The 11,709-nt window shown below is 69.3% G+C and carries 16 protein-coding genes and 1 pseudogene; 10 read left to right on the forward strand and 7 right to left on the reverse strand.

The features are described 5' to 3' along the window. Window positions 1–6: 6 nt before the first annotated feature. The 6 genes from IEY87_RS31365 to IEY87_RS31390 are packed head-to-tail and all read left to right on the forward strand — an operon-like array spanning window position 7 to window position 5,165. Window positions 7–897, forward strand: a complete 891-nt coding sequence (locus IEY87_RS31365; protein WP_189142430.1) for a carbohydrate ABC transporter permease — start codon at window positions 7–9, stop codon at window positions 895–897. Beyond that, on the forward strand, window positions 897–1,784 hold the full coding sequence (locus IEY87_RS31370) for a carbohydrate ABC transporter permease (protein ID WP_189142431.1): 888 nt from the start codon (window positions 897–899) through the stop codon (window positions 1,782–1,784). The genes IEY87_RS31365 and IEY87_RS31370 overlap by 1 nt, the downstream gene beginning before the upstream one ends. Continuing rightward, window positions 1,781–2,710: a D-2-hydroxyacid dehydrogenase gene (locus tag IEY87_RS31375; RefSeq protein ID WP_189142432.1), complete on the forward strand. Its 930-nt coding sequence runs from the start codon at window positions 1,781–1,783 to the stop codon at window positions 2,708–2,710. The genes IEY87_RS31370 and IEY87_RS31375 overlap by 4 nt, the downstream gene beginning before the upstream one ends. 48 nt (window positions 2,711–2,758) lie before the next feature. Next, complete coding sequence (locus IEY87_RS31380; protein WP_189142433.1) at window positions 2,759–3,445, forward strand: GntR family transcriptional regulator; 687 nt, start codon at window positions 2,759–2,761, stop codon at window positions 3,443–3,445. Beyond that, window positions 3,442–4,236 carry a hydroxypyruvate isomerase family protein gene (locus IEY87_RS31385; protein ID WP_189142434.1) on the forward strand — a complete coding sequence of 265 codons (795 nt, stop codon included), beginning with the start codon at window positions 3,442–3,444 and terminating at the stop codon, window positions 4,234–4,236. Before IEY87_RS31380 ends, IEY87_RS31385 begins: the two co-directional genes overlap by 4 nt. After that, on the forward strand, window positions 4,233–5,165 hold the full coding sequence (locus tag IEY87_RS31390) for a 2-hydroxy-3-oxopropionate reductase (RefSeq protein ID WP_372462271.1): 933 nt from the start codon (window positions 4,233–4,235) through the stop codon (window positions 5,163–5,165). Before IEY87_RS31385 ends, IEY87_RS31390 begins: the two co-directional genes overlap by 4 nt. 126 nt (window positions 5,166–5,291) lie before the next feature. Here IEY87_RS31390 and IEY87_RS31395 read toward each other — a convergent pair whose 3' ends face one another. The 4 genes from IEY87_RS31395 to IEY87_RS31410 form a co-directional block, all read right to left on the reverse strand. Then, entirely contained in the window at window positions 5,292–5,726 is a 435-nt protein-coding gene (locus tag IEY87_RS31395) for a DNA-binding protein (RefSeq protein ID WP_189142435.1), read from the reverse strand. A 77-nt stretch (window positions 5,727–5,803) separates the two neighbouring features. Continuing rightward, the gene (locus tag IEY87_RS31400; RefSeq protein WP_225277818.1) at window positions 5,804–6,316 is read right to left on the reverse strand and encodes a GNAT family N-acetyltransferase; all 513 of its coding nucleotides are present in this window, start codon (window positions 6,314–6,316) and stop codon (window positions 5,804–5,806) included. Window positions 6,317–6,380: 64 nt separating this feature from the next. Further along, window positions 6,381–6,851: a hypothetical protein gene (locus IEY87_RS31405; RefSeq protein WP_189142436.1), complete on the reverse strand. Its 471-nt coding sequence runs from the start codon at window positions 6,849–6,851 to the stop codon at window positions 6,381–6,383. Window positions 6,852–6,990: 139 nt separating this feature from the next. Next, window positions 6,991–7,977, reverse strand: a complete 987-nt coding sequence (locus IEY87_RS31410; RefSeq protein ID WP_189142437.1) for an NAD-dependent epimerase/dehydratase family protein — start codon at window positions 7,975–7,977, stop codon at window positions 6,991–6,993. Window positions 7,978–8,152: 175 nt separating this feature from the next. On the opposite strand from IEY87_RS31410, the gene IEY87_RS31415 reads away from it, so the two are divergent. From IEY87_RS31415 to IEY87_RS31430, 4 genes are all read left to right on the forward strand, one after another. Then, window positions 8,153–8,590 carry a MarR family winged helix-turn-helix transcriptional regulator gene (locus IEY87_RS31415; RefSeq protein WP_189142438.1) on the forward strand — a complete coding sequence of 146 codons (438 nt, stop codon included), beginning with the start codon at window positions 8,153–8,155 and terminating at the stop codon, window positions 8,588–8,590. A 110-nt stretch (window positions 8,591–8,700) separates the two neighbouring features. Then, on the forward strand, window positions 8,701–9,048 hold the full coding sequence (locus tag IEY87_RS31420) for a hypothetical protein (RefSeq protein ID WP_189142439.1): 348 nt from the start codon (window positions 8,701–8,703) through the stop codon (window positions 9,046–9,048). Beyond that, window positions 9,045–9,491 (forward strand): MerR family transcriptional regulator, encoded by a 447-nt coding sequence (locus IEY87_RS31425; RefSeq protein ID WP_189142440.1) that lies wholly within the window; start codon window positions 9,045–9,047, stop codon window positions 9,489–9,491. Before IEY87_RS31420 ends, IEY87_RS31425 begins: the two co-directional genes overlap by 4 nt. A 198-nt stretch (window positions 9,492–9,689) precedes the next feature. Next, window positions 9,690–10,022, forward strand: coding sequence for a YnfA family protein (locus tag IEY87_RS31430; protein WP_189142441.1), 333 nt, complete (start codon window positions 9,690–9,692; stop codon window positions 10,020–10,022). On the opposite strand, the gene IEY87_RS47255 is transcribed toward IEY87_RS31430, so the two are convergent. The 3 genes and pseudogenes from IEY87_RS47255 to IEY87_RS31440 all read right to left on the reverse strand — a co-directional run bounded on the left by IEY87_RS47255 (window position 10,000) and on the right by IEY87_RS31440 (window position 11,644). Then, window positions 10,000–10,308, reverse strand: a complete 309-nt coding sequence (locus IEY87_RS47255) for a carboxylesterase family protein (protein WP_372462273.1) — start codon at window positions 10,306–10,308, stop codon at window positions 10,000–10,002. The genes IEY87_RS31430 and IEY87_RS47255 overlap by 23 nt on opposite strands. 150 nt (window positions 10,309–10,458) lie before the next feature. Beyond that, window positions 10,459–11,309: pseudogene (locus IEY87_RS47260) on the reverse strand (carboxylesterase family protein); the annotation flags it as partial. Then, window positions 11,207–11,644 (reverse strand): hypothetical protein, encoded by a 438-nt coding sequence (locus IEY87_RS31440; protein ID WP_189142442.1) that lies wholly within the window; start codon window positions 11,642–11,644, stop codon window positions 11,207–11,209. The gene IEY87_RS31440 and the pseudogene IEY87_RS47260, both read right to left, overlap by 103 nt. Window positions 11,645–11,709: the final 65 nt, after the last annotated feature.

Consider the following 11,709-nt stretch of genomic DNA (forward strand, 5'->3'; position numbering starts at 1 on the left):
CGCGTCGTGGCAAAACGCAGCCTCCTCAACCAGGGCCGCGCCGCGCACGTGTTCCTCATCCCCTGGTGGCTCGGCCTGGCGCTGGTCACGGCGGTGCCGCTGCTCGCCTCCCTCTACCTGGCCTTCACCGACTACAACATCCTCAGCACCCCGGAGTTCAACGGCCTGGAGAACTTCGAGCGGATGTTCCAGGACGAGTACTTCTGGGCCGCCGTCCGGGTCACGGCGGTCTACGTCCTGGTCTCCATCCCGCTGCAACTGGGCTTCGCGCTGCTGCTCGCCCTGATCCTCGACCGCGGCCTGCGCGGCCTGGCCTTCTACCGCAGCGCCTTCTACCTGCCCTCGCTGCTCGGCACGAGCGTGGCAGTGGCGATCCTGTGGCGGCAGATCTTCGGCGACGACGGCCTCGTCGACCGAGGGCTGTCCCTGTTCGGGCTGGAGCTCGGGAGCTGGCTGCAGAACCCCAGCCTGTCGCTGTCCACGCTGATCGTCCTGAACGTGTGGACGTTCGGCTCGCCGATGGTCATCTTCCTGGCTGGCCTCCGCCAGGTCCCTGAGGAACTGTACGAGGCCGCCAAGGTGGACGGCGCCGGGGTGGTGCGGCAGTTCACCCGCGTCACGATCCCGCTGATCACCCCGATCATCTTCTTCAACCTGATCCTGCAGACGATCGGCGCGTTCCAGACCTTCACCCAGGCCCACGTCATCAGCGGCGGCACCGGCGGCCCCGCCAACTCGACGCTGTTCTACACGCTCTACATCTACCAGCAGGGCTTCCTGAACTTCGACATGGGCTACGCCTCGGCACTGGCCTGGGTGCTGATGGGCGCGATCGCCCTGATAACGGCCGTGCACTTCGTCCTGTCGAAATACTGGGTCTTCTACGGAGACGACTGATGACGACCGCGACCACCTCGCTCGAGTCCGCGCGTACCCCGGCCAAGGCCGCCGCACGCCGGCGCGGCCGCCGTGACGTGCTCAAGCACCTCGGCCTCGGCGCCTTCGTGCTGCTGATGCTCTATCCGCTGGTCTGGATGATCGCCAGCTCGCTCAAGCCCGACCACCTGATCCTGACCGAGCCCGGCATCATCCCCAGCGAGATCACCTTCGACAACTTCGTAGAGGGGTGGAACGCGCTCAACCGCCCCTTCACCGTCTTCTTCCTCAACTCGCTGGTCGTCACCGTCGGCTCGATCATCGGCAACCTCTTCTCCTGCTCGCTGACCGCGTTCGCGCTGGCCAGGCTGGAATTCAGGATGCGGAAGCTCTATCTCGCCATCACGCTGGTCTCTGTGATGCTGCCGATGCACGTGCTGGTGATCCCGCAGTACATCTTCTTCTCCCAGTTCGACCTGGTGAACACGTACTTCCCGCTGCTCGTCCCGAAGTTCCTGGCCACCGACGCGTTCTTCATCTACCTGATGGTGCAGTTCATCAGGACCATCCCGCGCGATCTCGACCGCGCGGCCTGGATCGACGGCGCGGGTCCCTTCCGCACCTTCTGGTACGTGGTCCTGCCGCTCATGCGGCCCGCGCTCGTGACCACCACGATCTTCACCTTCATCTGGACCTGGAACGACTTCTTCGTGCCGCTGATCTATCTCACGTCTCCGAAGATGTTCACGGTGCCGGTGGCGCTCAACTCCATGGTGGACTCGGAGTCGCAGAGCGGCGTGGGCATGCTGTTCGCGATGTCGCTCGTGTCGCTGCTGCCCGTGCTCATCTTCTTCGCCGTGGCCCAGAAACAGCTCATTCGCGGCATCGCCACCACGGGACTCAAATGAGAATCATCGTCACCGGCGGCCACGACGACCTGGCCCGCGACCGCATCCGACGGGCAGCCACCGGTGCGCACGTCGAGTTCACGGCCGACCTGCCCCCCGTGATCGAGCTCGCGGACGCGGTCGTCGGCCACGTGCCGGACCCGCTGCTGGCCGGGGCCCGCAGGCTGCGCTGGGTGCACAGCCCGGCGGCGGGCGTGGACGCGGTCCTGTCGGACGGGCTGCTCGCGAGCGACGTGACGCTCACCTCCTCCGCCGGCAACGGCGCGATCCCGCTGGCCGAGCACGCGATGATGCTGCTGCTCATGCTGAGCCGGGACGCGCCGCGCTGGCTGCGCGCCCAGGCCGAGCGCCGCTGGGACCGCCACGTCCACGGCGAGCTGGCGGGCCGGACGGTCGGCCTGTACGGGCTGGGCAACGCCGGCCTCGACCTGGCGGCCAAGGCCAAGGCGTTCCACATGCGGGTGCTCGGCATGCGCCGCAGGTCCGGGACGTCCGCGCCCGGCGTGGACGAACTGCTCGGCCAGGACGAGTTCCCGCGCTTCCTCGCCGAGTCGGACTTCGTGGTGGTCACCGCGCCGCTCACGGCGGCCACCGCGGGGCGGTTCGGCCGGGAGGCGTTCGCGGCGATGAAACGTACGGCGTGCTTCGTCTGCGTCTCGCGCGGCGGGATCGCCGACGACGAGGCTCTGCTCGACGCGTTGCGGCGGGGCGAGATCGCAGGGGCGGGGCTGGACGCGCACGGCGTGGAGCCGCTTCCCCAGGACAGCCCGTTCTGGTCGTTGCCGAACATCATCGTCACCCCGCACAACGGCGCCACCACGCAGGAGACCACCCGTAGGGGGTTCGACATCCTGCTCGACAATGTGGCCAGATTCACCCGCGGAGAGCCGCTGCGGAATGTCGTGGACAAGACCGCCGGATATTAATGAGGCGGTATACTTGTCTGACGATTTCGGCGATCTTGAAGGGATTCAGTGGACAGCCAGAACAGCTTTCCCCTCGGACCGTCGTCTCTGACGGAAGCGCTCTACGAGTCGGTACGCAAACGCATCGTCAACGGCGAAATCGCCCCCGGGGAGAAGCTCACCGAGGTCCGCATCGCCAGCGAATACAGCGTCGCGCGCCCCACCGCGAAGGCGTGCCTGGAGCGGCTCACCGCGCTCGGGCTGCTGCGCCGTACCACGCACAAGACCGCCGTGGTCCCGAAACTGGACGAGGACGAGATCCGCGACCTCTACTTCAGCCGCGAGACCGTCGAACGCGCGGCGGTCGCGGCGCTCGCCCGCACGGCCACCGTGCCACCCGCGGCCGTGCGCGCGCAGGCGTCGATGAAGGCCGCGGCCGGTGACATGGCCTTCGCCAACCAGGTGGAGGCCGACATCGCCTTCCATTCCGCGCTGGTCGCCGCCGTCGGGAGCCGCCGGCTGTCGAGGATGCACGAGGTGATCCTCGGGGAGGTGCACCTCACCATGGGCCAGTTCCAGGCCCACCGCACCACCCACCCGACGAACGTGGTGCACGAACACGACGACATACTCAAGGCGATCAGCGACGGGGATCCCGAGCGGGCGCAGCAGTGCCTCGCCCACCATCTGGACCAAGCCCAGGAACGCCTGGTCGGCCAGCTCCGCCGCGAACAGTCGGAAGGGACCCCCGCTTGACCAGGTGGACCGTCAACTGCTCGATCCTCTACACGGACCTGCCCCTGCTGTCTCGTCCTGCCGCGGCGGCGGCCGACGGGTTCACGTCGGTCGAATTCTGGTGGCCGTGGCCGGTCGCGGAGCCCACCGACCGCGAGGTGGACGCGTTCGTACGCGCCGTCGACGACTCCGGGGTACAGCTGACCGGGCTCAACTTCTTCGCCGGCGACATGCCGGCCGGCGACCGCGGCCTGGTGTCGTGGCCCGGACGCTCACGCGAACTGCTCGACAACATCCCCGTGGCGGCCTCCATAGGGGAACGGCTCGGCTGCGAGATGTTCAACGCCCTCTACGGCAACCGCGTGGAAGGGGCCGACCCCAGGGAGCAGGACGACCTGGCCGCCGAGATGCTGGCGGCCTGCGCGCGCGGTGTGCGCGGCACCGTGCTGCTGGAGCCGGTCAGCGGCGCGCCGCGCTACCCGCTGCTGACGGCCGCGGACGCGGTGGCGGTGCTCGACCGGCTGGGTGACGTGCCCGCTCTCGGGCTGCTGGCCGACTTCTACCACCTGGCCACCAACGGTGACGACGTACCGGCCGTCATCGAGCGGTACGCGCCGCGCATCGCCCACGTACAGATCGCCGACGCCCCTGGCCGGGGTGCGCCCGGCGACGGCACGCTGCCGATCCAGCAGTGGATCGACGACGTGTACGCCACCGGATACGACGGATACATCGGCCTCGAATACCGCGTCGAAGGCCCGGGCGCCTTCGACTGGCTACCACGCGAACGACGCGCGGAAGGATCAACGTGACCATAGCCTTCATCGGCCTCGGCATCATGGGCAGCCCCATGGCCGTCCACCTCGTCAAGGCCGGGCACAGCGTGACCGGCTACAACCGCTCGCCCGAGAAGACCAAGCCGCTGGCCGAGGCCGGCGGCCGAGTGGCCCCGTCCATCGCCGACGCCGTGACGGGCGCCGAGGTCGTCGCCCTCATGGTCCCCGACTCTCTCGACGTCCAGGACGTGCTGACCGGCGACGACGGCGTCTTCGCACACGCCGCCGCCGGCACGCTGATCATCGACTTCTCCTCGATCCGCCCCGACATCACCCGCGAGCTGGCGGACGAGGCCGCCCGGCGCGGCCTGCGCTACCTCGACGCTCCCGTCTCGGGCGGCGAGGCCGGCGCCAGGAACGCCGCCCTGTCGATCATGGTGGGCGGCGAGAGCGCCGACTTCGACGCCGCCACGCCGATCTTCGACGTGGTCGGCAAGACGGTTGTCCACGTCGGGCCGAGCGGCTCCGGCCAGACGGTCAAGGCGGCCAACCAGCTCATCGTCGCCGCCAACATCGAGGCGCTGGCCGAGGCCGTGGTGTTCCTGCGGGCGTACGGGGTGAATCTGGAGGCGGCGCTCGAGGTGCTCGGCGGCGGCCTGGCCGGCTCGGCCGTGCTGACGCAGAAGCGCGCCAACATGCTCGCCCACTCCTTCGAGCCCGGCTTCCGCATCGCCCTGCACCACAAGGACATGGGCATCGTCACCTCCGCCGCCCGCGAGGCCGGCGTCGTGCTGCCGCTCGGTGCGCTCGTCGCCCAACTGGTGGCCTCGGCGAACGCGACCGGCGACGGCGCGCTCGACCACTCCGCGCTACTGCGCGGCGTCGAGCGGCTGTCCGGGACGTCGTCGACCAGGACGGACCTGCCGGCGAGGAACAGCGACGGATCGAGACCGGCGACTCGGTGACCGACCAGCGGGTGGTCTCGACCTCCCAGTGCGGGATCGAGAGCGGGTAGGGGTGCGCGGTGCGGACTGGCGAACGCCCTGACCTCATGGCGGAGGCGGGACTGGTCGACGTAGCCGGAAGCGGCCCTACTCCGTTCCCGTACGGTCGGCGAGGCGTTCGTAGCGCTGCCTGGCGGCCTGCGCGGTGCCCAGTCCAAGCCCGAAGGCGATCTCCTGCCAGGTCATGCCGCGGCCACGCGCCATCTGCAGGAGCCCGGCCTCCAGCGCGTCCAGCTCCCCGCGGACCAGCGGGACGAGACTCAACGCCGCGGTGATGTCGGCGTGATCCACCTCCGGCTCGCCGTCATCCAGCTTCGCGGCCCCGCTGAGCAGGAACGACACGAGCCTGACGGCCTCATGCGGGCCGATGACCGATGGATGAGTCTGTCGGCTGCGCTGCTCGTCAGTGGCGGCATGCCGCTCGGCGATCCGGAACAGGGACGCGTGCACGCGCTGCATCCGTGCTTGCTCCGGATGCGGCGGCGTGAAGGGGTCGGGGTGGTGATCAGCACTCGGGGACATGGAAGCCAAGATGCCGCAAGAAGCAGATCGATGTCAACTAGACGTTTTAAACAAGATGTTCACATCCGGGCTGCATGTCAGCTGCGAGCGTCGCAAGGAGGCCGCGCAGGGGCGGGGATCACGTGCTCCGATACGGTGACCCCCAGCAGTGGGAGGCTCCGCCCGGGGATAGAACCGGACGGGGTCATGCCGATTCGGGTGGCCCCCATCGCCAGGTAGAACGGCTCGGCATGCGGATCCGCCTCGATGACAAGGCGCGCGAAGCCGAGCCCGCGCGCGGCGGTCACCGCGTGCTCGAACAGGAGGCGGCCGATGCCTTGCCCGATGGCGTCCGGTTCGACGAAGAGCATGCCCAGCTCTCCCTCCGGCGGCTCCCCTTCCACGGTGACGAACCCCAGGGCTCGGCCGTCCTGGTCGGCCACCATGGTCCGCTGGGCCTCGACCTGCGATGCCGAGAGGGTGAGCTCCTCCCGGCAGGTCGCCATGAACCTCTCGTCATAGCCCCAGTACGCCTTGGACCGGAACGCCAGCTCGCTCAGGAGCTCCGCCTCGTCCGGTCGTGCGTCCCTGACCAGCATGCCCGTCCTCATGCTCACATCCGCGCCGCCACTCGCAGTTGCCCCACGGTCTCCCCGGCCGGCCGTCGCATCCGGCTCAGCCGCAGTTGCCCCAGGACTTCCAGCGCGATTTCGCGTCGGTGAGACCGCGTCCGCCATCCTCGATCGTCCCCATGTATTTGACGCACCGGCCCTTGCCGTAGGTCTTCACCGGTCCCAAATAGTGCTTGACGCGCCGGCCCTCGTTCTCACCGCTCACGCGTGGGCGGGTTCCCCGCGTCTGCACCGTGATCGTGGCCATGACGAAGGTGGAGACACCGACGTCCGAGGTCTTGAACGTGGTGACGCAGTTGTAGCCGGTCCTGCGGTTGTACAGCAGGTAGACGTAGCCGAGGACGCGTTTGCCAGGGGTCTTCACGGCCTGCTTGCTGTGGGCGACCCGGGCGAAACCAGGACCGCACACCCGCTCCGGGGTGACGGCGGAGGCGGCCGCGTAGGCGGGATTGGCCATCACCCCGCCGATCGACAGCGCCGCGGCAAGGAGGATCGTCGTCGTCGGCCCGCGCATGCAGTCAGCCCTTCTCCACTGTCTCCCGCCATCCGGGGGACCAAGGACTGATCATCTTGCCGGATGATTCCCCAGAAAATGACCCAATCGTCAAATCAGTGCTCCGACAGTTGCCGGCCTGGATCCACCGTCCCCCGGCTCACGAGAAGCTCATCTCCGCCAGTCCCTTCTCCAGGGTCACGTCGGGCGAGTAGCCCAGCTCCGTCCTCGCGGCGGTGATGTCGTAGGAACGGTCGCGGCCGGTGAAGCTCACGAGCCAGTTCGTCAGCGGGGGCGCCGACTTCCGGCGAAGCAGGCGTGCCGTGCGGTCCATCATCGCCGCCATGGGCGCCGCCATCGCCAGCGGGACGCTGCGGCTCTTGGACAGATCCACGCCGCGGGTCGCCAGCAGGGGAGTGAGGAAGTCTCGGATGGGCATCGGCGCGCCGTCCGTCACGTAGTAGACGCCCCCGTGGCGGCCCCGGGTGAGCGCGAGGAGCACGGCGCCGACCAGGTTGTGGACGTGCACGAAGTCGACGATGTGCTTGCCGTGATCGATCCAGGCGAACCGTCCGGCCTCGGCGACCTCGGCCATGTCGTTGATCGTCGTCATTCCGCGACCCCAGATGTACGGCGGGCGGAGCACCACCAGTTCGGTGTTCCCGCCGTGGGCTTCCAGGAGCGTGCGCTCGGTGGCCAGCTTGACGCGGCTGTAGGCGATGTTGGGCCGGCCTTCCGGGGTCGACTCGTCGACGACGGGACGACGTTGGCTGCCGGTGGAGACGGATGCGGCGCTGATGAGCACGAAACGTCGTACCCCGGCCGCGACGCTCGCGGCGTGCAGGGCGACCGTCGGCACGTGATTGGCCCGTTCGAAGAACGAGTCGGGTCCCCAGAACTCCATATGAGCCGCGACGTGCACGACCGCGTCGGCCTCTCGCAGCTTGGCGAGCCAGATCGGCGCTGGGGAGCCGGCCTGGCGGAGGTCGGCGAGGTCGCCGGGAACGGGCTCGGCTCCGGCCGCACGGACGCGCTGGATGCTCGAACCCGATCTGGCAAGTGCCATGACTTCATGTCCTTCGGCGAGGAGACGATGAACGAGAGCGCTTCCGACGAAACCGCTGCCGCCGGTGACAAAGATCTTCATGCTTCCACTCCCTGGGGTTGAACACGCACTCCTCGTGCGCGCCCGGTTTCGGTGCTGCTCGGCACGCGGCCTTGACCGCCCTTTCCTGATGCATCGCCATCAAATACTTTGATATCGATGTATCTACGTCTATGTAACCTCCCGTACGATGGGTGCGTCAAGTAGGAGGTGGGCGATGCCACACGCGAGGAAGAGCGTGACCCCGGCGCAGGTCGCCGACGAGTTCAGTCGTACGGCGAAGGTTCTCGTCCGGCACTTCAACGAGCGGCTGGGCGAGCACGGGGTGTCGACGCCGAGGTCCCGCCTGGTGGTGGAGGTGGCACGTTCGCAGCCCGTTCGTCTCACCGAGCTCGCTCTGGCCGTCGGCATCGCCCAGGGGACCGCCTCCACCCTGGTCGACGCGCTCGTCCGCGACGGGCTGCTCGAACGCCAGACCAGCGCGGACGACCGCCGGTCCGTGCTCCTTCGGGTGACGGCACAGGGGGCCGCCCTGGCTCAGGACTGGACGGCCGGCTATGAACGGGCGGCCGAAGAGCTGTTCGAGCCGCTCACCCCCCAGCAGATGGCGACACTGGTCGACATCTTGCGGACGCTCAGCGCCGCCGGAGACTGACGGGCGAAGCCGGGGGCCGGCGCCACGCCGACGCGAATCTCCGGCCCGGTGGGAAAAGCCGGGCCGGAGGGCTTGCATCCGGTACCCAGGTACAGGATTACCGTCGAGACATGACACAGGACATCGCCCTTGACCTGGGTTGGGCGCCCTCGGTATGCACGCTGCCCACCGCCGAGCGGCCGTTGCGGGTGGCCGAGTTCGACACCCTGTTCGCCGATGCGGTGCGAGCCGTGGCACGGCCGGATCGCGCACGGCTGCGTCTGGAGCTCGTCTTCAGCCCGGACCACGCCGCCAGGGCCGCCGAGCTGGCGGCGCGGGAGAACGGCTGCTGCTCGTTCTTCACCTTCACCCTCACCGTCGCCGACGGCAGCCTGACGCTCGAAGTGACGGTGCCGCCCGAGCACGTCGACGTGCTCGACGCGCTGCAGGCCCGCGCCGGCGCGGTCGCCTCGCCGTGAGGCAGGACATCGAGGGGCCTTACCTGCGCAGTGGGCAGGTGGCCGAGCAGGCCGGCGTCAACCTCCAGACCCTGCGCTACTACGAACGCCGCGGGCTGATCGCCGAACCACGGCGCAGCTCGGGCGGACACCGCGCCTACCCGCCCGAGACCGTCACCCTGCTCACCGTGATCAAGGCCGCCCAGCGACTCGGGTTCACCCTGGAGGAGGTGGCCGAGCTGATCGACACCGGCCGGCGCGGCCATCCGACCCCGGACCTGCGGGTCCGCGCCCAGGAGAAGATCGCCGAGGTGGAGGCGAGGATCACCGACCTGACCACCATCCGTACCGCACTGACCCAGGTGGTCAACGCCGGCTGCGACAGCCTGACCCACTGCTCCTGCCCCGACTGCCCGCTGCCCTTCGCCGACCTGGCCGAAGATCGTACCCACGAGGAGAGCTGATCACGTGAGCGCACACCACGAACCCAGACCCGCGCCGGTCACGGTATCCCTCAGCGCCTCCGGTAAGGGTGGCGGGCCGCCGCCGCACCGCCCGCGGAGGTTGCGGTTGCGGCGGGAACGGCTGCGGGTGCTGAAACCCTCCCCCATCGGAGAGACCCGGCATGCGCCCCCGCGCCGGGATCCGCTGTACTACCTGTCATGACGATCGTTCGCTCGCTGGTGCTGTTCGTCCTGGCCGCACTCGCCGAGATCGGCGGCGCCTGGCTGGTGTGGCAGGGCGTACGCGAGCAGCGCGGCATGCTGTGGATCGGCGCGGGCGTCATCGCGCTGGGCCTGTACGGGTTCGTCGCCACGCTGCAGCCGGACGCGAACTTCGGCCGCATCCTGGCCGCCTACGGGGGCGTCTTCGTCGCCGGATCCCTGGCCTGGGGCATGGTCGTCGACGGATTCCGGCCCGATCGCTGGGACGTCATCGGAGCGCTGCTCTGCCTGGCCGGCGTCCTGGTGATCATGTACGCGCCACGCGGCTGAGCCCAGGCTCGTAGCGGGGCCAGCCCGGATCGCCCGTGGCCGCGAACAAGGTCCAGGCGGTACGGATCCGCTCGGGCAGGGCGGCGAAGCCGGCCGGAGGCGGGCTGCCGAGGAAGCGGGCGGCGTAGCGGGTCTCGGGGAGGCCGAAGACGAAGGGGACGTCGATGCCGTGGGTCGCGCCGGCCGGTCCTCGCCAGGCGAAGTCGTACAACCAAGTACGACCCCCCGCCCCGGCGTGGGCCTCGGCCGTCCAGGTGGTGGGCATGCGGACCAGGGCGTCGGACATGAGCGCGCCCACGGCGTCGTCCGCGTAGGCGACGCGATAGGTGCGGGCGGCCTCGGCATCGAGCCCGAACCGGGCGGCGACCGGCTCCGGATCGACTCCGGCGGGGATCGTTCCGGAGTATTCGTCGTGGGTGAACCCGCAGAGGAGATCGAGGTGACCGGCCCTCCCGTCGCGCAGGGCCTGCCAGGGCGGCGCGGTGACGAGGTCGCCGTCGACGACGGGAGCGAACGCGGTGCCGGGCCGCCCACCCGTCAGCCGGTCATCCGGTACGTCCAGCAGCGCCTGCGGGGGCAGCGCGGCCAGAGCGTCCCTGGAGGGGGCGGCACCGGTGGCCGCCGCGAGCCGCTCGGTGACCTGCCGGGCCTCGGCCACGGTCAGGTAGCCGGCGGGCAGACTCTGCAGGACGCACCGCCGGAACAGGCCGGCGGCCCTCGGAGTCGCGGCGAGCAAGGCGGCGGAGGCCGCGCCGGCGGACTGGCCGAACACGGTGACGTTGCCCGGGTCCCCGCCGAAGGCGGCGATGTTCTCCTGAACCCAGGCGAGCGCGGCGAGCTGGTCCAGCAGGCCCCGATTGTCGGGAACACCCGGCAGATGGCCGAATCCCTCGAAACCGGTGCGGTAGTTGAGGGTGACCACGACCACGCCGGACCGAGCCAGGACGCCCCCGTCGTACTGCGCCATCGACGAGGCGCCGTAACTCCACTGACCGCCGGCGCGCTGCCGAAGGCGCCGGCCTCCCGCACCCCGTTCCATGGCGCGGGAGGCCGCGGCGGCAGGAACCGCCGTACGCCGTCGGGCGCGGCGGCGTACGGGATGCCCTTGTAGGCGACGACGCCGTCGTGGGCGTGGCCGCGGATCAGGCCCCGGACCGGGTCTTCGCGATCTCGTCCATACAGGCTCAGTCCGCAGGCCAGAATCGGGCCTTCAGCAGGGTGACGCCGACGAGGTCGGGAGTGAAGTCCTCGTGGGCCAGCGCCTTGCGATGGATGCTCACCCGCCAGAGCGTATCCCGTCGGCCCAGATCGAATTCTTCGCCGTAGGTCGTGTCACCGTCATAGTCGCTCAGGGCGAACACTCTTCCAGACGCGAGGCGTACGTTTCCGGACCAGCTACGGTCCCAGGAGTCGAGTGGCGGTGGCTCCCCGTCCCAGAGCTCGTACTTGATCAGGCATCGTGGGCTTTCCCGCTCGTTGATCGCGATCGCGTTCTCGCCCGCGCTGATCCAGCCTTCAGGGTCGATGTCGTATATATCCGACTCCTCCTCCACATCCGCGATTCCGGTGAGATACTTCAAGATCTCTTGCTGGTCGAGCAGTTCGGTGATGATCTCGGTCATGGCCGTCCAAGAGGTCCTTGTCTGACGTGGAGCCGTCCGGGCTGCCCGTGGGCAACCCGGACGGC

The organism is Nonomuraea glycinis (assembly GCF_014646515.1).
Classification (GTDB): Bacteria; Actinomycetota; Actinomycetes; order Streptosporangiales; family Streptosporangiaceae; genus Nonomuraea; species Nonomuraea glycinis.